Origin of the sequence: Campylobacter sp. US50a (assembly GCF_004379015.1) — a bacterium.
Taxonomy (GTDB): domain Bacteria; phylum Campylobacterota; class Campylobacteria; order Campylobacterales; family Campylobacteraceae; genus Campylobacter_D; species Campylobacter_D jejuni.
Window position 1 is genome coordinate 34,455 of record NZ_RYYJ01000006.1, and the last position, 19,226, is coordinate 53,680.

Sequence of the window (19,226 nt, forward strand, 5' to 3'; positions counted from 1 at the left end):
TCTTACCTTAATAAGCCATTCTCTAAAGCACTAAGCTTTAAAATATACTCTTGACTTTTGTTTTTATCGAAAAAACTATTTATCTCGTAAAAACTTTTTAAAGTTTTATCAATATATCTTAAATTTCCTTGAGAAATTTTTTGTAAAAACTTAAGACATTTATTTGAAAAATTCATTCCAAATTTCAATTTAATATAATCATCAAGTTCTAAAAGACTAATATTTTTCAATTCAAAACAAGCACTTAAGCGACTTTTAAAATGCTCTTTTTTAAGTATATTCAACTTTTTATGAGAACTTAAAACAAAACTTATAGAATCACTATAAATCCTGATGCTTTCTAGCATTGCATAATCATACATTCCCACTTCATCAAGAATAATTAAACTCTGGCCTTGTGAAATCAAAAACTCAATTTTTTCTTTTAAGAAACTCTGATCTTTAAAATTTTCATTAATAAAATCAACATTATATTTTTTTGCCAATCTTTGCAACAATACACTTTTACCACTACCGCTTTTTCCCCATAAAAAAATAAAAGCTTTTTGGCTTTCTAAAATTTGATTGATTTGATGAAAAATTTCTTCTCTAAATGGAATAATTTTACTCATAATGCTTAAATCCTAGATCTTTAAGACTTGGAGCGTTTACACTATCTACTATACTTGGAGTGATAATAAAAACAATTTCAGTTGCTTTAGAATTTAAAACTTCTCCTTCAAACAAAGAACCTAGGATTGGAATTTTTGATAGAAAATTGATAGAATTTTTCTCATTAGATTTATCGTGAGAAATCAATCCACCTAAAATTAAAGTTTGATTATTCTCCACTTGCACAACACTAGAAAGCTTTTTTTGTATAGTATCAGGAGCAATAGTTCTTGGCTCTTTTTGTCGTTTATTATCTTCTGGATACTTAAAATCACTTAAGCTTGGATTAATCCTAAGCATTATTTTTCCATCATCAGAAATTTCAGGCAAGATATTGAGTAAAATGCCTACAAAAATAGAATAATTATTATAACTTTCACTAACAGTAGTCCCATTTTCAGTGCCTTTAGAACTTTCTTTGACTTGATAATTTATAGTATCGCCTACAGAAATAATGGCTTGTTGGTTGTTTAAAGCCATAAGCTTTGGATTAGAAAGCACGCTAGTTTTTCCATTTTGAGAAAGAAAGTTAATAATAGAATCAAAATTTAAATTTGCCCTTAAACCCAAATTCTTAACAAAACCTTGCCCATTTTGAAACTGAATAAAAGAATTTTCATTATTTACTTGTGAATTTAAACCTATATTAAAATTTTGCCAATTAATCCCACTAGAATGGCTTTCATTTAAACTCACAGCAAGTATGCTAACATCGATAATAACTTGTTTTTTAAGACGATTTTCTAGTTTTTGCAAATAATTTTTCACACTTTTTAACTGAGAATTTGTTCCAGTTACTATAATAAGACCTGCATTGGGATTTATAATGGGAGTTTTAGCCTCATAATCTTCATGAGAATTTTTTAATAATACAATAATCTCTTTTTCTATATTTTGCCAAAAATCAAATTTTTCCATACTTTTAATCATATTGTCTTCTGCGTCATCAAAACTACCGCTATATTCACTTTGCCTTGGTTTAGCGTCTACAGACGCTTTAGTTATGCTTTGTCCTTCTCTGATAGAAGTGATATAACTTATCTTAAAAATCTTCGTATTAATGCCTGAAATTCTTAAAATTTTACCATCAAAATCATAGCTAAGATCATGCTCTTTGATAAAAAAATTAAAAATTTCGTCTAAACTCATTTGATGAATATTGACAGAATTTTGCAATGTTTCTAATTTTTCTTTGGCAATTTTATCTTTAACAATAATACTAAAAGAACAATATTTTGCAAGCTCATCAAGACTTTCTTGTATGCTTAATTTTTCATTAATACTGATATCAAAAAGACGCTTTTGACAATCTAAAGCATAAAGATAATGGCAAAAAAGAATGTTAATTAATATTAATCTTATCATTTTTATTTATTTGGATTGCAATTTCTAAATTATCATATTGGAATTTAATCTCTTTAGTATTTATTTCATGTATTATAGCATCATCAATCATATCACCTTTTTTATACCATCGATCATAAATTTTTACTTTATCAAGCATAATTGCAGTAATTTTAATATGTCTTAATTTTTCAAAAGTAGGATTCACAAATGGGTTTTGAAGAGTATTAAAATTTATGCGATTTTCTTTATCTATAAGTTTAAAATACTCTTCAAAATTATCTTGTGCAAACAAAGTGCTAAAACACAATGTAGCACTAAAAATATATTTTATCAGCTTTCAACCTCATTGCTATAATCAGCCATAGCGATACGCTTAAGCTGTCTATAGCGACGTTGAGCGTCTTTTTTATTGCGTTCAAAAAGCTCAGCAGCGTGTTCAGGATTTGCTTTTTTAAGTGAATTATAACGCACTTCATTCATTAAAAATTGCTCATATAGATCCCAATCAGGCTCTTTTCCTGTTAGAGTTAAAGGATTTTTTCCTTGTTCTTCTAAACGAGGATCAAAGGTATAAAGTGGCCAATAACCACACTTTGTAGCAAGCTCACCTTGCTCTCCTGAGTAACCCAGCCCACCTTTAATACCATGAGCTATACAAGGAGAATAACAAATCACCAAAGATGGTCCATCATAAGCTTCAGCTGCAGTGATAGCTTTGATAAGATGAGTATAATTTGCCGTTGAATTTACTTGTGCTACAAAAATATAACCATAAGTCATAGCAATTTGACCCAAGTCTTTTTTCTGTATAGGTTTACCTGCTGCTGCAAACTGTGCTACAGCTCCTGTTCTAGAAGATTTTGAACTTTGACCGCCTGTATTAGAATAAACTTCTGTATCAAGCACTAAAATATTTACATTTTCTCCACTTGCTAAAACATGATCAAGTCCGCCATAGCCTATATCATAAGCCCAACCATCACCACCAAAAATCCAGTGAGATTTTTTACTTAAATACTGTTTAAGCTCTAATATATCTTGCACCGCTTTAATATTTTTATTTTGCTCTAAAATAGGGATCATTTTATCTTTAATTTCCACAGACATAGCACCATTATCTTTATTTGCAATCCAATCTTTAAAAAGGGCTGATAAAGCATTTGGAACTTCTTGCATACTTTCATTCATGATATGTTCAATGCGGTGTCTTGTGTTTTCAGTTGCAATTTTCATACCCAAACCAAACTCAGCATTGTCTTCAAAAAGTGAATTTCCCCAAGCAGGACCATGTCCATTTTTCACACTTTTTCTATAAGGAGTTGATGGAGCTGAACCCCCATAAATAGAACTACAACCTGTCGCATTAGCCACAATCATTCTTTCACCGAACAATCTTGTAATTAAAGTGATATAAGGAGTTTCTCCACATCCAGGACAAGCTCCATGGAATTCAAATAAAGGTTGGGCGAATTGCGCTCCTTTTGTGGTTTCTTTATTTAAAATATCATCTTTGTATGTGATTTCTTTAAATAAATAATCCGCATTTTCTTGCTCACCAAAATCCATCTCTTCTTGAAGTGGTACCATAACCAAAGATTTTTCTTTAGTAGGACACTCATGAACACAAAGCTCACAGCCTGTACAATCAAGTGGAGAAACTTGAATTTTAAAGCTTAATTTTTCTCCTTTGGTCCCTTTAGCTTCTAAAGCATGATCTTTTACACCGCGAGGTGCATTTGCCATTTCTTCATCATTAATCAAAAATGGTCTAATAACAGCATGTGGACAAACTGAAGCACATTGATTACATTGGATACAATTTGCTTCTATCCATCTTGGTACCATAACCCCAACACCGCGTTTTTCGTATTCGGTTGTGCCGTGTTCAAAACTTCCATCTTCATAACCTAAAAAGGCTGAAACAGGCAAATCATCACCCTTAGCTGCGTTCATAGGTTTTACGATTTTTTCAACAAATTCAGTGCCTTTATAGGCATTGGTTTGTTCTTTTTCTTTAAGCTCTAAATTTTTCCAATTTGGATCCACTTCAACTTTTACAAGTCCATCAGCCCCCACATCAATAGCTTTGTAATTCATTTCTACAATAGCATCGCCTTTTTTACTATAAGATTTATACGCAAGCTCTTTCATGTATTTTTGTGCGTCTTCATAAGGAATGATTTTTGCAAGTTTAAAAAAGGCTGATTGCATAATGGTATTTGTACGATTTCCCAAACCTATATCACGAGCTAGTTTGGTTGCATTGATGATATAAAAATTTACTTCTTTTTCAGCTAAAGTTTTCTTTACTGCATCTGGAAGTTGTCTTATGGTTTCTTCAGCATTCCAAATACTATTTAAAAGGAAAGTTCCACCTTTACGAATTCCTGCTAAAACATCATAAATTTCCAAATAAGCCGCTACTGAACAAGCGATAAAATGCGGAGTTGAAACAAGATAAGTTGAACGGATAGGTTTTTTAGAAAATCTTAAATGGCTTCTTGTATAACCCCCTGATTTTTTAGAATCATAAGCAAAATAAGCTTGAGCGTAAAAATCCGTTTTATCCCCGATGATTTTAATCGAGTTTTTATTTGCGCCCACAGTTCCATCAGCACCAAGTCCGTAAAATAAACATTCGATCGTACTTTCATCTCCAAGTGAAATTTTCTCTCCAGTACTCAGTGAAGTATGAGTTACATCATCAACTATACCTACAGTAAAGCCATCTTTTGGATTATCAAGTTTAAGATTTTCAAATACTGCTATCATTTGAGCAGGATCAACATCCTTTGAAGAAAGTCCGTATCTTCCACCCACTATAACAGGAGCATTTTCTCTTCCATAGAAAGCTGATTTTACATCAAGATAAAGTGGCTCCCCAAGACTTCCTGGTTCTTTGGTTCTATCTAAAACTGCGATTTTTTTCACTGATTTTGGCATAACATCAAAGAAATATTTTAAGCTAAATGGGCGATAAAGATAAACTTTTAAAATCCCTACCTTTTCACCCTTAGCATTAAGATAGTCTACCACTTCTTCAAGTGCTTGAGTCACAGAACCCATAGCAACAATCACACGCTCTGGCTCTTTATGTCCATAATAAGTAAATGGTTTATATTCTCTACCTGTGATTTTTGAAATTTCTTGCATATATTCATTAACAACATCAGGCAAAGCATCATAAAAACGATTGCTTACTTCTCTAGTTTGAAAATAAATATCATCATTTTGTGCTGTTCCGCGTGTTTTTGGATTTTCTGGATTTAAAGCATTATTTCTAAATTCAAGCAAAGCTTCTCTATCTAATAATCTATCAAAATGTGCATAATCCATTACTTCAACTTTTTGAATTTCATGGCTTGTTCTAAAACCATCAAAAAAATGCAAAAATGGCACTCTTCCCTTAATTGCAGCTAAATGTGCTATACCAGCTAAGTCCATGGTTTCTTGCACGGAATGCGAACAAAGCATAGCAAAACCAATTTGTCTTGCCGCATAAATATCTTGATGATCACCAAAGATAGACAAAGCTTGAGCAGCCAAAGAACGCGCTGCTACATGGATTACACAGGGGAGTAATTGACCTGCTATTTTATACATATTTGGAATTTTAAGGAGTAATCCTTGAGAAGCTGTATAAGTTGTAGTCAAAGCCCCAGCCTGTAAAGATCCATGCACACTACCTGCAGCACCTGCTTCACTTTGCATTTCTACGATTTTTACAGGAACTCCAAAAAGATTTTTTTTGCCTGCAGCTGCCCACATATCGGTGTAATCAGCCATAGGAGAACTAGGTGTAATAGGATAAATTCCAGCAACTTCAGTAAAAGCATACGCAGCGTATGCAGCAGCCTCATTTCCGTCCATAGTTTTCATAATTTTACCCATTGAGACCTTCCTTTATATTGTTTTTTAGCTATCAATTTACTATAAATTCTCTTAAAAGGCGTTTAACGAAAACTTGAAATTAGTTTAATCTAGCTATATAATTAACAGCCTCATATGCATTTAAAAATACCATAGAATGAGCTTTTAATTCATTTTCATTGCCATAGCCACAAGTTAAGGCCAAAGGAGTGATATTAGCAGAAATTGCAGCTTGAATATCTAGTATTGTATCGCCTATCATATAGGCATTTTCTTGAGTTTTATTGAGTCTTTTTAAAGCTAAAATTATAGGTTCAGAACTTGGCTTTGGATTTGTGACATCTTCAAGAGTAATTAAAGTTTTAAAGAATTTTTTAACTCCCAAATAATCAAGTAAAATCGGAGTAAATTTACCTCCTTTTGTTGTAACTATGCCAAGATCTGCAATTTTGCTTCCAAGTTCTAATGCTTCTTTTACTTTAGGCAAAAGAGTGGTTTGTTCTAAATAAATTTGTGCATAAATTTCACGATAAGCTAATACAAATTCTTTACTTAAATTTACTTTATCTGGATAAAGCATTCTAAACATTTGCTCTAAAGGATAACCTATGAGATTTTTGATTTCTTCATTATTTTTAGAAGTTAACCCAAGGGCTTTAAAAGCTCCTTGGAAAGAATTTAAAATAGCATCAGTAGAATCAATTAAAGTGCCATCTAAATCAAATAAAATAGTTTTATTCATTATCTTAAAATAAATTTAGCATCCACTCTTCTATTATCCGCTCTACCTTCTTTAGTATCATTGCTTGAGCGAGGATTATCTTGACCATAACCTACTGTTTTTATGCGACTTTTTTCTACACCATATTTTTCAAGTTCATTAGCAACACTTTTAGCACGTCTTTCTGAAAGCTTTTGATTATAAGCCCTTGAACCGATATTATCTGTATGTCCTTCAAGAATAGTATCATATCTTTCATTTTCATCTAAAACTTTTGCAATTTCTTTGATTTTTTCTTGAAAAGTTGGATTTATAGTAGTTTTATCAAAACCAAAATGACCTTCCAAAGAAATAGTTTTTTCGCAACCATTTTCATCTAACAAAGCACCTTCTCTTGGTTCTACAGGACATTTTGTTTGTGGAGCTGGACGAGTATCAGCAACTTCTTCTACAGCTTTTTCCTTTTTGCCACCAAAACCAAAACTAATACCTAAAGTTGAAACCCAATTATGGTTTGCATGGTTAAAATTAATTTGATCTCTAGTTTCAAGTCTTAAAGCCAAAGAATCACTAAGACGGAATTTTACACCCGCGCCATAATGTCCAAATCCACCGCTTTTATTATCATAAGCAGCATTTGAAAAATCTTCATATCCTCCACCTGCTAAACCATAGAAATAAAATTTCTCACCTACATCAATACCTTTAATAGCACTCAAATAAGTTCTTGTAATATCTGTAGTTTTATTTGTATTTGTATATTTAACATCAGAATAATGCTCTAACCCAAATTCTAATTGATCAAGCCAAAAATCGTCAAAATGATAACCAAGTCTAATCCCTGGTGCATAGCGATTATCCATATCTAAATTACCTTCAAAGTAATTATAGTTTAAAGTTGGAGTGATTTCAAATTTTACATTGTTATCAGCACCGAATAAAACACTTGCCAAACCTAAACATAATAATATTTTTTTCATAGAAAAAACCTTTCATTGTGTTATAAAATAAAAATTTAAATTTTGCAATTATATCATAAATGACAGAAAAAAGGATAAGTTTTATAAAAAATTGTAGAAAGGTGGGAAAATCCCACCAAAAATATTAACGTTTAGAGAATTGCGGGCTTCTTCTTGCTTTGCGGCGTCCATATTTTTTACGCTCAACAGTTCTACTATCTCTAGTAAGAAGTCCTTTAGGTTTTAATAAAGCTCTAAAATCAGCATCCATAGCTGCTAAAGCTCTTGAAATTCCATGTCTTAAAGCTTCAGCTTGAGCACTATAGCCCCCGCCTAAAGTAGTTGCTTTAATATCCATTGAAGTTTCTTGTTTAGTCACAAGTAAAGGTTGAACCACTTTAAGCTTAATCGCCTCGTGTCCACCAAGCCAAGTGTTTAAATCAACACCATTAACACTAATTTTACCACTACCTGGTTTTACCCATACCTTTGCGATAGCAGTTTTTCTCTTACCTGTTGCGTATGTTGTTGCCATGATTATTTTCCTTCTTTAGCAATTTGCGCAGTGTGTGGGTGCTCACTACCCGCATAAATTTTTAATTTTTTAAGCATAGCTCTGCCCAAATTTGTTTTAGGAAGCATACCTCTAACTGCTAATTTATATAATTTTGCAGGATTTTTTTCAAGTAAATCACCAAATTTTTCGCTTTTTACACTTCCAAAATATCCTGAATGTCTATGATAAAGCTTATCTTCTGCTTTATTAGCACCTGTAAATACAGCTTTTGAAGCATTGATGATAATTACATAATCACCACAATCAACATTTGGAGTAAAGCAAGGCTTGTTTTTACCTCTCAAAATTGTTGCTACTTCAGTTAAAAGACGACCAAAGCGTTTGCCTTCTGCGTCTAAAACAATCCATTCTCGTTTTACTTCGTTTGGCTTTGTTATCTTTGTCATAATTTTTACCTTTGCCAAAAATTTAAAATGTGATTGTATAAAAAATAATATTAATTTTTACTTAATTTAAGTAAAAATAAAGTTTATATTTCCAAAATTTGAATTTCATTTTCCAAACAATAAACTATAAAAGCACGCACTTTATCTTTTTTTAAAATTTCACTAATGGCAATCTTATAAGTTCTTACTTGCTCTTTATGTTTATCTTGCATAGCAAGACCTGTTTTATAATCAATTATGAAAGCTTCTTCATCTTTTAGAGCAAGCAAGTCTAATTGTTTAATTTCTCCATTAAAACTCAAAGCTTGCTCTTTTAAAAGCTTTCCATCGCTAATTAAATTTTGAAATTGAGTATTTTTCAGCAAAATTTCAATTCTTTTAAAAAGCTTTTCAAAATCACTCTCATCTAAAAAATGCCTAAATTTGCTCTTGCATCTTTGAGTAAGTATTTGAAAATTTTCACCCTTAGGGAGTTTTAAATTTTGCATAAAAAAGTGAAAAGCATTTCCAAAATATAACTCTTTACTATCAAGCTTTTCTTCACTTTGAACTTCTTGTGGGCTAATTTTTTCAAATTTTTGTAAAGCTTGAATACTTTCTTTTTTAACACTTAAAATTTGCTCTTTGCTTTCTAAAAAACCTCTCTCTTGAGAATGTATATTTAAAAATCCCCCCTTAAAATAACTTGGATAATTTCCATTTACACTTTCTTCGTTTCTTTTTATGATAATCAAACTTTCCTTAGCTCTTGTAAAAGCCACATAAAGTTTATTGATATCATCTTCATAATTTGCTCTTGTAATATTTTCTTTAAAAAGGGTATAAATAGGCTCTTTAGTAAGCTCTCGAATTTTATCCTTAATATGGAGTTGCCAACCTTGATTGATATCATATTCAAGCATGATATCTTCATTGTTTGAATTGTTTTTAGATAAACTATCTAGCAAAATCACATGATCAAATTCCAAACCCTTAGATTTATGCACACTCATAATACTAATACCCATATTTTGCTCGCTTACTATTTTCAAAGTACAAGGCTCAAATAAAAGCTTTAAAAAATTTTCCTTAGTTTTAGCATATTCGATAAATTGCATTAAAGCTATATCATTTAAATCAAGTTTTAATTCTTTTATTAAAAAAAGTACATTTTCCATAGCATTTTTTGAAAAATCAAGGGTGATTTTTCTCGGCTCAAAACCTAAAAGTTCTTTTAAAAATACCAAGTAAAACTCATCACCAAAAATACAATATTTAGCATATTCTAAAACAAGTCTTACGCTTGCTTTATTTTCAAGTAAAACATTGCTTTGAGTAAATGCAGGAATATTTTGCTCTCTTAAAAAATCCAAAACCATATCTGCATCGCTATTTTTCCAACACAAAATACAAATATCATCATAAGAAATATTTTTAGATCTTAAAAAATTAACTTGCTCAAATAAAGTTTCTAAAGTCTTTTCCTTGATTTCTTGAGCTTGGTTTTTAACCTTTTGTTCTTTAGATTCCACAATACGCACAAAACCGCCTTTTTTGCTTTCTAAGGCAAATTGCTCTTTATAATCTTTGATTTTTTCTTTAAAAGTTTCATTAACAAAATCAACCAAAAGCTCTTTAGAACGATAGTTAGTATTTAAACTGTCACTTTTAATTTGATCAAATTCTTGTTTTAACAAATCAAATAATTCTTTTTTTCCTTTACGAAAGCGATAAATACTTTGTTTTTTATCTCCTACATAAAAAAAAGTGCGATTTTTCTTAACTCCTTCCCCTGAAACAAGCTCAGCAATCAAAGGGCGTAAAATTTGATATTGGATCACGCTTGTATCTTGAAATTCATCAATAAGCAAATGCGAAATAAAACCATCTAAGCGAAAATAAATCATATCCTTAAATTCACTGGTTATTAACTCATAAACTTTTTTACTCACATCTTGGAAATTTAAAGTATTTTTATCTTTATGAAATATATTTTTAGCTTCACTATAATGATTTAAAAGATTCATTAAATTAGCAATTTTATAATTTTCAAGCTCTATAGCATAAGTATTTAAAGCATTTATAAGCTCCATTCTTTTTGCGCTAAAATGCAAGTTAGTGCTTTCTAAATCTTGCAAATATTTTGTACTTTCAAATTTTGTCATAAAGCTTGATTGCATAAATACAGACAAATCTAAAACTTCACTTTTAAAATTGTCACACAAATTTTTATAATTTTTTACATGAGTAAGACCCAAACAATAACTTCTTAACTCACTATAAGCTTTATTGATATAAGCTTTAGATGGATTTGGAATTTTAGGAAGATTTTGAAAATAAGCATTCTCATAAAATTTTTCAAGCTCGTTAAAAAAATTTTCTTTCTCATCAACTAAATTAATATAATAAGCCAAATCTTTTAATTCATCTTTTTTAAGAAGTTTTAAAAAAATCTCTCTTACATCAAGCTTCTCTTCACTCATTGTAAAATCACTACTTAAGCCCAAATTTAAAGCAAAAACACGCAAAATTTTTCCGAAAAAAGCATCAAAAGTACTGATTTTTAACTCTGTTCTTAAAAATTCTTCTTTTTTAGCATCTCTTAAAGAAATAAGCTCTTCTTTATCTTTACCTAAAAGCTTGCAAAGCTCATTGCATTCACTGGTTTTATTTTCTTTTTCTAAATTTAAAAAAGTCTCAATAATTCTTTTTTGCATTTCATTAGCAGCTTTTTTAGTAAAAGTTAAAGCTAAAATTTCATTAATCCTAGCTCCTTTTAAAATAAGTGCTACAAAACGCACACTCAAAGCAAAGGTTTTTCCACTTCCTGCACTCGCTTCTAATGCCAAAAAAGGCTCAAATTGACTCATTTTAATTCCTTTTTATAAATGAGTTTATAAGGACAATACTCATCTTGTTCATTTTCAAACTCTATTTCTTCCTTGCTCATAAGAACTAAATCTTTAAGTCTTTCTCTTAGCTCATCTAAACTTTTGGCTTTTTGATGTAATATTTGCATACTATTTAAATCATAAAAACCCACGCTTGCATTTTCATCATATAAAGCCTGGTAAAAAGCAAGTTGATAAGAATTACTTGGCACTTTTCCACTTTTATAATCAATAATCAAATTACCTTCTTTTGAACTATCGATACGATCTATAGTGCCCTTAAGTTTTATACTATCTGCTCCAAGCTTTAAAATATTATTTAACTCAAGCTCTGTATGTGCGACATAAAAGCCTTTTGAAAAATGCTCTTTTTCATTTTTAGCAAATTGTATAAATTTTAATTTAAACACTTCAAGATCAAGTTCGCTGATATTGTATTTTTGATATTCTTTATCCAATAAATTTGTAAAAACTTTTATATCAAAATCATTATTTGCATAATTTTTATAATAAATTTCAAGCATTTTATGGATGAAATTTCCTTGATTTTTCGCTTTACTTTCCTCGCTTAAAACCCTAGGTTCTGCTAAATTTAAAATATAGCGATAATAATAAGTTCTTTTTTGATTTTCCAATAAATTAAAACGACTAAAAGAAAGCGGGAACTCGAAAGGATTATGCTTTAAAATAGGAGCTTTTATAGGAGTTAGATTAGGTTTTATGCCCTCATAGTCTAATTTTAAAGCATTAAGATAAGCTTTTTGGTGAATATGGGTTTCATAAAAAAAGTCAAAATCAAGTTCATCTAAAAAACGTGATTTGCTTTTTTCTTCATTTTCCACAAAGCAAATACTTATTTCTAAAGCATTCTTCATCAAGCTTTCATAATAAAATCTTTGTAAATTTTCTCTTCTATCATAGCTAATCAATCCTGCTTTTTTACGCACTTCATTGTTTAAAAAAAGTTCATTAACACTTCTTTTAGGAATAAATTCTTCATTAAAATCAACCAAAATCACCCCATCAAAACAAAGCCCACGACTTTCTAAAAGTCCCATTACCGTAACCTTACCTCCACCTACATCACTAAGGGAAAGTTGTGAAATTTGCATGAAAAAAAGATGGATCAACTCTTTAAGAGTTAAAGACTGATTTTTCAATAAATCTTTAATAAAATAAAGTTCTTTTCGTATCAAATAAATAAGCTCTTGCTTTTCATTTTCTAAAAATAAAGCAAGTAATTTTTCAAAATATTCAAAATCACATTTCTCATCAAAATACTTTTTAAACTCTATAAAATCAAGCTTTAAAGAATGTAAAAGCGTATTGTGATAATCAAAAATCATCTGCGTGTCTTCAAAATAATCCTCTTGATTTTTATAAACAAAAGAAGCACTACTAGCACTTTCATAAAGTGCTTGAAATTTTTGATAAAATAAACTTTCTTTAATACTAATCCCACTTGCAAAATTAAGCATATTGTCTTTATCAAAAAGTCTTAAAAACTCACAAAAACTTTCATCTGGAGTTATAACTACAATATTTTCAGACTTTAAACCTTTGCGTACAAAATGTGAAATTTCATCCATAACAAAAGCGCATTGTAAAGCCCTTAATTCAAAAGATTTGAGTTTAATTTTTGAATTTTTTGTTTTAAAAATTTCTTCTTTTAAAATCTCTTGTTTTGAAAGATTGATTTCATAATGAGTGTTTATTTTTAAATCAAATGTTTTTAAAAAATCAAGTTTTAAAAGATATTCGAGATTAAATTTACTCGTTTTAAAACTTAAAACCACTTCTTTAATCTGAGAAATTTCACTTAATAAATTTTCTTCAAATTTACTCAAAAAACCTTGCAAATCATAAACTATAGCTTCATACTCATCTAAAAAATCTTTATTAAGAGTGTAATTTTTAGGCAAAGAAAGATCATCATAAAAAGATTTCTTTTCAAGCAAAGCAAGATAATTCTTATATACCTCATCTAAAATTTCCAAATGTTCATTATAGGTGGCATAATAATCATTATTTTTAAGATCTTCTATGCTTTTTTTTTCTAAACTAAGTTCTTTGAAAAAGGAAAAAAGATATTCATTGTTTTTCAAAAAAGCAAAAAATTCTACAGAAATTCCTAGTTTTTTTTCTAAATCCTTACTTTTTAGACAAGCTTCTTGCATTAAAAGCAAGCTTTCATAAGAACTTGCCTTATGAAAATTACTCAAACAAACTTTATCTAAAAATTCACCTATATGAATAGCACTATCTAATAAAGCATTTTGCTGTTTTTTTTGGTTATAATACTCTCTAATTTGTCTTGAAGAACTAAAAATTCTTAATTTCATTGAGCATTTAATTCGTAGCTAAAAAAACCCACTGTTTCTTGATTTGCATAAAACTTTAGCTTAAGCTCCCATCTACCTTTATCTAATTTAGGCAAAGCGATACTTAAAATTCCATTTTTAACTTGTCCTTCTAACTTTTGATCAAAATTTTTAGTGAATGGTCTTGTAAGAAGAACTTGAACTTTTAAATCATCAGAATTTATATTTTGTAATGCAGAAATTTTAAAATTTGCAACATAGGAATTTTGATCCACTTCATAACTAGGAATTTTTCTTTTACCTATAAAAGTGATTTTATCATTTTGAAAATTTACTTTAAAAAATTTATCAAAATTTACTTGTTGTTTTTGTATTTGATTGTAATTATTTTCAACATTTTGATAAGAGTCAAAATAAAAATCATCCTCATATACAGGATGGTGACTTGCTATAAAAATCGTTACAATACAAGCAATAATTATAGCCAAAAGTGAAAGCAAAATACCATAAGGCCAAAAACTTCTTTTAGTTTCTAACATTTTTTTTCCTCTTTATCCTTCTTTGTGCATAGTATAACAATGCAAAGCAAATAAATCCATAGATAAGTATTCTTAAGATATTGATAGTATCACGATTTGCATTACCTATAGAATGTTCTAATTGTAATCCCAAGGATTTTGCCACACGATCTACAATATCTGCATAACCATTAAGTATAGCAGCATTATAAATATCACCTTTATTTGTAGCTAATATCGGCAAAATAGATCCTGTTCCAGGATAAGGACTAAGCACGGATTCTTTATCAATCAAAGCTAAAGCACCTTTTGAGCCCACTATATCAACTTTGTGAGAATTTTTTGACAAAAGAAGCAATATATAAGATTGAGGAAGTTCTTTTTGTTTATTTAATAAAGTTTCAATTTCAGTTTCATCACCAACCATAACGCCGATAAAAATATTACTTTTTTGGTAAAGCTCTTTTCCTATAAGATTAATTTCATTACTTACTTTTTGACTTAAAATATTTTCATTAAAAAGTACAGCATCAAGAGCAAAAACCCTAGAAGGCAATAAAACAAAGAAAAAGATGGCTAAAAAAAAGCCATCTTGTAATATTTTTTTCATCCTATATGAAGATGATTTACAGTTAAAACCGACCAAGCGGTAATTGCAGCAGCAACAACTAAACCAATAACAATTAAATATTCCAAAGCCTTACTCATTGTGCTTCCTTTATACTTCTATGATCTTGTTCTTTTGAACCAAACATCTTTACACTTTGTGCATCTTTAAGACTATATGGCTTTTGCATCACTTCTTGCTGAGCTTTAAGACCCCAAATAGTTAAAACTACTAAGATAGCAAGTAATAAAACCGTAGCAATTAACATACCTGTAACACCTGAAAGAGAAAACACGCATCTATTATTATTTTCCATCATTCACCCCTTGAAAGAGAAATTACATACTCGCCAACAGCTTCTTTTTGAATATCATTAAGTGTTGGAAAACTCGGCATTGTTCCTATAAAACCAGCCTTACCACTATGTAAAACATCTACTACAAAAGCTGCAGAACCGTATTTTGTAAGATCTGGGAACATTCCATCTTGACCTTTTCCATCTTCTCCATGGCATGCTGCACAAGTTGCATAAGCTTCTTTACCTTTTGCTACTAAATTTTCATTTGCAGTTTTCTTAATAGCTGAAAGATCTTTTGCTACATAAGCAGCAATAGCAGGAATATCTTCTTCTGCCACACCTAAATCAGCAGCACCAAGCATTTCTCCACCTGGAAAATTCATACCTTTTGAACCATGTTTAATTACATTGATTATACCTTCTTCACTACCCCAAATATTTAAATTTTGAGCTTTACCATTGATACCATCGCCTGTAATTCCATGACAAGCTGAACACTGAACTAAAAAGATATTTTGACCCATTGCTATTTTATCTTCAGGAGATAAATTTTTAAATTTTTCTTCAAATTTTGTATTATGAGTTGCTACTTCTTCATTGTATTGACCTATACTTGAAAAAGAATTTAAAGGATATCCCCATAGAAAATACCAAATAGCCCAAACAATAGTCAGGAAAAATACCACAGCCCAACCAGTAGGAACAGCATTTTTATACTCTCCTATTCCATCCCAACTATGTTCACTAAGCTCTGACTCGCCTTTTTTTTCTTTCATCTGCTTAAACATTCTACTCACAATAACTAGTGTGATTAAAATGATAAGAATAGCTCCAATTAAAGATAAGAGATTAACATTATCTTCTAAATTTAACCATTGCATTAAGCACTCCTTTTACTTTCTAATACACTATCATCAATATCATCTTTTAAGGCAAGGTTTGCATAATTTTCATAATTTCTCTCGCCTTTTTTTTCTGTTCTATATAAATGATACCAATACGCATATAATACTATTGACAAAAACATAACGAGTGCAAAAAAACCATAACCTTGGAAAATCTCCCACTCATGTTTTTGGACTGTTGCTAAATCAAATGTGATTAAATTTTTAATCACATCAAAAACTATTGATAAATCTTCCATCATCTTACTTTAAGCTATTTAAATAAGCGATCAAAGCAACTATTTCTTTGATTTCACCTTTAGCAAAAGCATCTTTTACTTCTTGATTTTTCATTTGATCAACTATAGCCTGAGCTTCAGCTTTTACTTCAGCTTGTGCATCCTCCCAAGAACCAAGTTTTGTTCCATTTTCTGTATCATAAGGAACATTGAAAACTTTTTTCACAGTTAAAGCCTCAGCATAAGCAGTTTCAATATCTGCATTATTTTTAAACATATGCTTATATGAAGGCATAATAGAATCTGGAACAACAGAAGTAGGATCCCACATATGATTTTCATGCCAATCAACTGTTCTATAATTTCCTACACGAGCAAGATCAGGTCCTGTTCTTTTTGAACCCCAAAGAAAAGGTCTATCATAAGCAAATTCACCACTTACAGAATACATACCATAACGATCTGTTTCTGATTTAAATGGACGAATAAGCTGTGAATGACAAGCATTACAACTATCTTTAATATATACTGCACGCCCTGCAAGTTGTAAAACCGTATAAGGTTTTTTACCTTCAATTGGTCTTGCATTTTCTGCAAAATTTGGTAAAACTTCAACTATACCTGCATAAGCAATCACTACAAAAACAGCTACAGCAAAAAAGAATGGATTTTTTTCTAACCAACTAAACATATTTTCTCCTTTTTATGCTGCCATAGGCGAAGCGCTTTTTGGTTCTTTATCAAGCACTCTTCCACAAGCAATTGTTTTGTAAATATTATAAGTAAACATAAAGAAACCGATAAGATACAACAATCCACCAATCGCTCTAATCCAATAATAAGGAACAATAGCCACAACAGTATCAATAAAGCTATAAAGCAAGTTACCATACTCATCTGTCGCTCTCCACATCATACCTTGAGTAATACCCGCAATCCACATTGAAGCAAAATAAAGAACTATACCTGTGGTTTGGATCCAAAATTGAGCTTCCATTAAAGATTTGCTATAAAGCTCTCTTTTGAAAACTCTAGGAGTCATATGATAAAGAGCAGCCATAGTCATAAATCCTACCCAACCTAATGTTCCATCATGAACATGTCCTGGAATCCAATCTGTAAAGTGTGCTAAAGCATTAACAGACTTAATTGAAAGAATTGGCCCTTCAAGTGTTGAGAACATATAGAAAGTTGATGCCAAAATCATAAATTTAATCAATGGACTCTCGCGAAGCTGGCTCCACTCACCTTTCATAGTAAGTAAGATATTAATCGCTGAACCCCAAGAAGGTAAAATCAATACTATAGAGAAAACCGAACCCATAGTTTGCATCCAATCAGGTACAGTTGAATAAATCAAATGGTGACCACCTGCCCAAAGATAAACAAACATTAAGCCCCAAAATGCAAATAAAGAGAGTTTATAAGAGAAAATCGGCTGACCACTTTCTTTTGGCAAGAAGTAATAAATTTGAGCAATAATACCCACAGTAAATACAAATGCCACAGCATTATGTCCATACCACCATTGTACTAAAGCATCATTTGTTCCTGCATACATTGATACACTATGCCACCATTTACCCATTCCAGTAACAAAATAAGTTGGTACTTCCATGTTGTTAAAAAGATAAAGCATAGCTATACCTAAAAATGTAGCTATATAATACCATAAAGAAATATAAAGAGTTTTTTCACGGCGAATTCCAATAAGTCCAAAAATACTTACACCCCATAAAACCCAAACAAGAACAACAAGAATATCTAAAGGCCACTCAAGCTCTGCATATTCTTTAGATGTAGTCACACCCATAAACAAAGATATAACAGCTAAAACCATAGTAAGCATATAAAGCCAAAAATGAAGCTTACCAACAGCCATTAAAAATCTTGACTCAGCCATACTTACCTTAAGAACACGCTGACCTATATAATACCAAGTTGCCCAAATCCCTGAAAGCATAAAACCAAAAATCACACCTGAAGTATGAAGTGGTCTAAGTCTTGAAAAAGTAGCATATTCTCCTGCTAAATAATTTAAGTTAGGATATGCCATTTGAAAAGCTATAAGAGTTCCTATAGCCATACCAACAATGCCAAACAATACGGTTGTAAACATAAAATATCTTGCAACCGTATAGTCGTAATTTAATACATTACCTGGATGCATCGACTTTCTCCTTAAAATTTTTGATAACAAGAGAATATTATAGAATATTAATTATACATTTTTTCTTAAAAATGATAATTTTGTTAATCATTTGTTATGCTTTATATTTTAAGGTTAAATCAGTCTTATTTATTGATATTTATCTTATAACCTAAACTTGGTACATTTTTTATAAAATCTTCACCCACTTTATCTCTTACTCTTTTAATAAAAGTTCTAACAGCAGTATCACTTACATGTTCACCTATCCAAACATTTTTCTTTATATCTTCATGCAAAACCAAAGCCCCAGGTTGCTTTAAAAGCAAAGAAATAAAAGCTAATTCTTTTTTAGTTAAAACAATTTCTTCACCATTGTAAATCAAAGTTCTTTTAGTTTTGTTAAATTGATATTCTTCAGAAATTTTTACAAGCATATTTGCTTCAATTTTTTCACCTATCAGATAATCTAAAACTTTAAACAACTCTTCTATATCAACAGGTTTAATCAAATATTTATCTATACCAATATCAATAGAACGCAAAAGTCTCTCTTTCTCTGAATACGCACTAAGAACAACAATTGGGACATCATCTGAAATTTCCTTAATCTCTCTTGCCATATCAAGCCCATCCATAATAGGCATAGCAATATCTGTGATAACTAAATCCGGCTTAAATTTTTTAAATTTTTTAAGCCCCTCATCTCCATTTTGAGCTCCGATTACTTTACTAAAGCGTTCGCTTAATACATTAATCAATGATTCTCTAGTCTTAATTTCATCTTCAACTACTAATATTATCAATTCTTTACATTCTTGTGACATTT

The 19,226-nt window shown here is 30.4% G+C and carries 19 protein-coding genes; all 19 read right to left on the bottom strand.

Features of this window, described 5'->3' with window-relative positions; genetic code table 11:
- Positions 1 to 2 precede the first annotated feature (2 nt).
- A complete protein-coding gene (locus tag ELQ11_RS05140) occupies positions 3 to 611 on the bottom strand; it encodes an ATP-binding protein (protein WP_002862129.1) in 609 nt (202 codons plus the stop codon).
- Positions 604 to 2,016 (bottom strand): pilus (MSHA type) biogenesis protein MshL, encoded by a 1,413-nt coding sequence (gene mshL, locus ELQ11_RS05145; RefSeq protein ID WP_002870886.1) that lies wholly within the window; start codon positions 2,014 to 2,016, stop codon positions 604 to 606. Before mshL ends, ELQ11_RS05140 begins: the two co-directional genes overlap by 8 nt.
- Positions 1,994 to 2,305: a hypothetical protein gene (locus ELQ11_RS05150; protein ID WP_002862131.1), complete on the bottom strand. Its 312-nt coding sequence runs from the start codon at positions 2,303 to 2,305 to the stop codon at positions 1,994 to 1,996. The genes mshL and ELQ11_RS05150 overlap by 23 nt, the downstream gene beginning before the upstream one ends.
- A gap of 23 nt (positions 2,306 to 2,328) precedes the next feature.
- Positions 2,329 to 5,889, bottom strand: coding sequence for a pyruvate:ferredoxin (flavodoxin) oxidoreductase (nifJ, locus tag ELQ11_RS05155; protein ID WP_002870883.1), 3,561 nt, complete (start codon positions 5,887 to 5,889; stop codon positions 2,329 to 2,331).
- Positions 5,890 to 5,968: 79 nt separating this feature from the next.
- On the bottom strand, positions 5,969 to 6,610 hold the full coding sequence (locus ELQ11_RS05160) for an HAD family hydrolase (protein WP_002862133.1): 642 nt from the start codon (positions 6,608 to 6,610) through the stop codon (positions 5,969 to 5,971).
- Positions 6,610 to 7,569, bottom strand: a complete 960-nt coding sequence (gene cadF / locus ELQ11_RS05165; RefSeq protein WP_070233839.1) for a fibronectin-binding outer membrane protein CadF — start codon at positions 7,567 to 7,569, stop codon at positions 6,610 to 6,612. Before cadF ends, ELQ11_RS05160 begins: the two co-directional genes overlap by 1 nt.
- A gap of 124 nt (positions 7,570 to 7,693) precedes the next feature.
- Positions 7,694 to 8,083 carry a 30S ribosomal protein S9 gene (gene rpsI, locus ELQ11_RS05170; RefSeq protein ID WP_002851459.1) on the bottom strand — a complete coding sequence of 130 codons (390 nt, stop codon included), beginning with the start codon at positions 8,081 to 8,083 and terminating at the stop codon, positions 7,694 to 7,696.
- A gap of 2 nt (positions 8,084 to 8,085) precedes the next feature.
- The gene (rplM, locus tag ELQ11_RS05175; protein ID WP_002779321.1) at positions 8,086 to 8,511 is read right to left on the bottom strand and encodes a 50S ribosomal protein L13; all 426 of its coding nucleotides are present in this window, start codon (positions 8,509 to 8,511) and stop codon (positions 8,086 to 8,088) included.
- Positions 8,512 to 8,594: 83 nt separating this feature from the next.
- Positions 8,595 to 11,360, bottom strand: coding sequence for a RecB-like helicase (locus tag ELQ11_RS05180; RefSeq protein ID WP_072223678.1), 2,766 nt, complete (start codon positions 11,358 to 11,360; stop codon positions 8,595 to 8,597).
- Positions 11,357 to 13,723, bottom strand: a complete 2,367-nt coding sequence (locus ELQ11_RS05185; protein WP_070298951.1) for a PD-(D/E)XK nuclease family protein — start codon at positions 13,721 to 13,723, stop codon at positions 11,357 to 11,359. Before ELQ11_RS05185 ends, ELQ11_RS05180 begins: the two co-directional genes overlap by 4 nt.
- On the bottom strand, positions 13,720 to 14,241 hold the full coding sequence (locus ELQ11_RS05190) for a FixH family protein (RefSeq protein ID WP_002862138.1): 522 nt from the start codon (positions 14,239 to 14,241) through the stop codon (positions 13,720 to 13,722). Before ELQ11_RS05190 ends, ELQ11_RS05185 begins: the two co-directional genes overlap by 4 nt.
- Positions 14,228 to 14,830 carry a hypothetical protein gene (locus ELQ11_RS05195; protein WP_002870878.1) on the bottom strand — a complete coding sequence of 201 codons (603 nt, stop codon included), beginning with the start codon at positions 14,828 to 14,830 and terminating at the stop codon, positions 14,228 to 14,230. The genes ELQ11_RS05190 and ELQ11_RS05195 overlap by 14 nt, the downstream gene beginning before the upstream one ends.
- Entirely contained in the window at positions 14,827 to 14,928 is a 102-nt protein-coding gene (locus ELQ11_RS05200; RefSeq protein WP_002858872.1) for a hypothetical protein, read from the bottom strand. The genes ELQ11_RS05195 and ELQ11_RS05200 overlap by 4 nt, the downstream gene beginning before the upstream one ends.
- Positions 14,925 to 15,146 (bottom strand): DUF4006 family protein, encoded by a 222-nt coding sequence (locus tag ELQ11_RS05205; protein ID WP_072223679.1) that lies wholly within the window; start codon positions 15,144 to 15,146, stop codon positions 14,925 to 14,927. Before ELQ11_RS05205 ends, ELQ11_RS05200 begins: the two co-directional genes overlap by 4 nt.
- Positions 15,143 to 16,006, bottom strand: a complete 864-nt coding sequence (locus ELQ11_RS05210) for a cbb3-type cytochrome c oxidase N-terminal domain-containing protein (RefSeq protein ID WP_002870877.1) — start codon at positions 16,004 to 16,006, stop codon at positions 15,143 to 15,145. The genes ELQ11_RS05205 and ELQ11_RS05210 overlap by 4 nt, the downstream gene beginning before the upstream one ends.
- Positions 16,006 to 16,269 carry a cytochrome c oxidase, cbb3-type, CcoQ subunit gene (locus tag ELQ11_RS05215; RefSeq protein WP_002870876.1) on the bottom strand — a complete coding sequence of 88 codons (264 nt, stop codon included), beginning with the start codon at positions 16,267 to 16,269 and terminating at the stop codon, positions 16,006 to 16,008. Before ELQ11_RS05215 ends, ELQ11_RS05210 begins: the two co-directional genes overlap by 1 nt.
- A gap of 4 nt (positions 16,270 to 16,273) precedes the next feature.
- Positions 16,274 to 16,939, bottom strand: coding sequence for a cytochrome-c oxidase, cbb3-type subunit II (gene ccoO, locus ELQ11_RS05220; protein WP_002870875.1), 666 nt, complete (start codon positions 16,937 to 16,939; stop codon positions 16,274 to 16,276).
- A 12-nt stretch (positions 16,940 to 16,951) separates the two neighbouring features.
- Positions 16,952 to 18,418, bottom strand: coding sequence for a cytochrome-c oxidase, cbb3-type subunit I (gene ccoN / locus ELQ11_RS05225; protein WP_002862142.1), 1,467 nt, complete (start codon positions 18,416 to 18,418; stop codon positions 16,952 to 16,954).
- Between the two features lie 125 nt (positions 18,419 to 18,543).
- Positions 18,544 to 19,224 carry a butyrate response regulator transcription factor BumR gene (gene bumR, locus ELQ11_RS05230; RefSeq protein ID WP_002862143.1) on the bottom strand — a complete coding sequence of 227 codons (681 nt, stop codon included), beginning with the start codon at positions 19,222 to 19,224 and terminating at the stop codon, positions 18,544 to 18,546.
- Positions 19,225 to 19,226: the final 2 nt, after the last annotated feature.

Excerpts from the sequence above, each read along its gene's own strand:
- ELQ11_RS05140 (WP_002862129.1), bottom strand. The coding sequence starts at position 611 with ATGAGTAAAATTATTCCATTTAGAGAAGAAATTTTTCATCAAATCAAT.
- mshL (WP_002870886.1), bottom strand. The coding sequence starts at position 2,016 with ATGATAAGATTAATATTAATTAACATTCTTTTTTGCCATTATCTTTAT.
- nifJ (WP_002870883.1), bottom strand. The coding sequence starts at position 5,889 with ATGGGTAAAATTATGAAAACTATGGACGGAAATGAGGCTGCTGCATAC.
- ELQ11_RS05160 (WP_002862133.1), bottom strand. The coding sequence starts at position 6,610 with ATGAATAAAACTATTTTATTTGATTTAGATGGCACTTTAATTGATTCT.
- cadF (WP_070233839.1), bottom strand. The coding sequence starts at position 7,569 with ATGAAAAAAATATTATTATGTTTAGGTTTGGCAAGTGTTTTATTCGGT.
- rpsI (WP_002851459.1), bottom strand. The coding sequence starts at position 8,083 with ATGGCAACAACATACGCAACAGGTAAGAGAAAAACTGCTATCGCAAAG.
- rplM (WP_002779321.1), bottom strand. The coding sequence starts at position 8,511 with ATGACAAAGATAACAAAGCCAAACGAAGTAAAACGAGAATGGATTGTT.
- ELQ11_RS05180 (WP_072223678.1), bottom strand. The coding sequence starts at position 11,360 with ATGAGTCAATTTGAGCCTTTTTTGGCATTAGAAGCGAGTGCAGGAAGT.
- ELQ11_RS05185 (WP_070298951.1), bottom strand. The coding sequence starts at position 13,723 with ATGAAATTAAGAATTTTTAGTTCTTCAAGACAAATTAGAGAGTATTAT.
- ELQ11_RS05190 (WP_002862138.1), bottom strand. The coding sequence starts at position 14,241 with ATGTTAGAAACTAAAAGAAGTTTTTGGCCTTATGGTATTTTGCTTTCA.
- ELQ11_RS05195 (WP_002870878.1), bottom strand. The coding sequence starts at position 14,830 with ATGAAAAAAATATTACAAGATGGCTTTTTTTTAGCCATCTTTTTCTTT.
- ELQ11_RS05200 (WP_002858872.1), bottom strand. The coding sequence starts at position 14,928 with ATGAGTAAGGCTTTGGAATATTTAATTGTTATTGGTTTAGTTGTTGCT.
- ELQ11_RS05205 (WP_072223679.1), bottom strand. The coding sequence starts at position 15,146 with ATGATGGAAAATAATAATAGATGCGTGTTTTCTCTTTCAGGTGTTACA.
- ELQ11_RS05210 (WP_002870877.1), bottom strand. The coding sequence starts at position 16,006 with ATGCAATGGTTAAATTTAGAAGATAATGTTAATCTCTTATCTTTAATT.
- ELQ11_RS05215 (WP_002870876.1), bottom strand. The coding sequence starts at position 16,269 with ATGGAAGATTTATCAATAGTTTTTGATGTGATTAAAAATTTAATCACA.
- ccoO (WP_002870875.1), bottom strand. The coding sequence starts at position 16,939 with ATGTTTAGTTGGTTAGAAAAAAATCCATTCTTTTTTGCTGTAGCTGTT.
- ccoN (WP_002862142.1), bottom strand. The coding sequence starts at position 18,418 with ATGCATCCAGGTAATGTATTAAATTACGACTATACGGTTGCAAGATAT.
- bumR (WP_002862143.1), bottom strand. The coding sequence starts at position 19,224 with ATGTCACAAGAATGTAAAGAATTGATAATATTAGTAGTTGAAGATGAA.